The following is a 1,003-nucleotide window of genomic DNA, read 5'->3' as shown; positions in this document are numbered from 1 at the left end:
TTCGGCACGCTGAGCATCGATAACAACGGCAAATATACCTACAGCCTTATTGAAGACAAGGCACTGGTCATCAACCCCGGTGAAGTACGCGAAGAGACGTTTACCATCTTCGTCAAGGACGAACACGGGGCTTTGGCCAAGGAAACGGTAACCATCAGCGTGACAGGCACGGAAAGCACGCCGGTCATATCGGTAGCTGCTGACCTCACCGTCAAGGAAGATGAAATCCTTGACAATCATGCCACTGTCACCGTGCTGGACGATGCCCGCGATATGGGCAACCACACCTTCGGCGTTTCTGTTGCCGGCAACGGCAACTTTGATGGAACCGCCACGGGCGCTTACGGCAAGCTGGTTATCGATGCCAATGGCACCTATACCTACTATCTGGATAACGATCTGGGCAGTGTGCAGTCGCTGGGCAAGGGCGAATCGGTGGAAGAACACTTCACCATTCAGGTTACCGATCCCCAGGGCAACAGCACAACAAAGGATATCGTTGTCAAGGTTGAAGGCACCAATGACGCCCCGGTCATCTCTTCGTGGGAACCTGCCGGTAGTGATATCACCGAGGGCAGCGGCCTGGCCATTACAGGAACGGTCATTGCCACCGACGTGGATGCCAACGATGTTCTGTCCTATTTCGTGGGCGCAGCCAATGCCGAATCCAGCAACAGCCAGACTTACAAGGGAACATACGGCACGGTTACCATCGCAGCCGACGGAACGTACTCCTATGTTCTGCATGCGGGGGCAGACAAGCTTTCGCAGGGGCAGCAGGCCAGTGAAACCTTTGCGGTACTCGCTTCTGACGGCAAGGGTGGCTGGGCCTCCAAGGATGTAACCGTCAACATCACAGGCACCAACAACACCCCTGTGCTTGAAGAAGCCAGCGGCAGCATCTATGTTCCTTTTGCCCTCAACGGCTCCCATATAACCGGACAGTTGCAGGGACATGATGTTGACGCCGATGACGTGCTCACCTACGGCCTGCAGGGCGGCA

At 55.7% G+C, this 1,003-nt stretch carries 1 protein-coding gene; it reads left to right on the top strand.

Annotated features, from left to right (window positions below; translation table 11 throughout):
- A partial coding sequence (locus QZ377_RS09995) for a VCBS domain-containing protein (RefSeq protein ID WP_291441005.1) occupies positions 1-1,003 on the top strand: 1,003 nt, incomplete at both ends.

This window comes from Desulfovibrio sp. (assembly GCF_019424165.1).
Lineage (GTDB): Bacteria > Desulfobacterota > Desulfovibrionia > Desulfovibrionales > Desulfovibrionaceae > Desulfovibrio.
The sequence above is the reverse complement of the archived record's forward strand: the minus strand, read 5'-3'. Positions and strand labels throughout refer to the sequence as shown.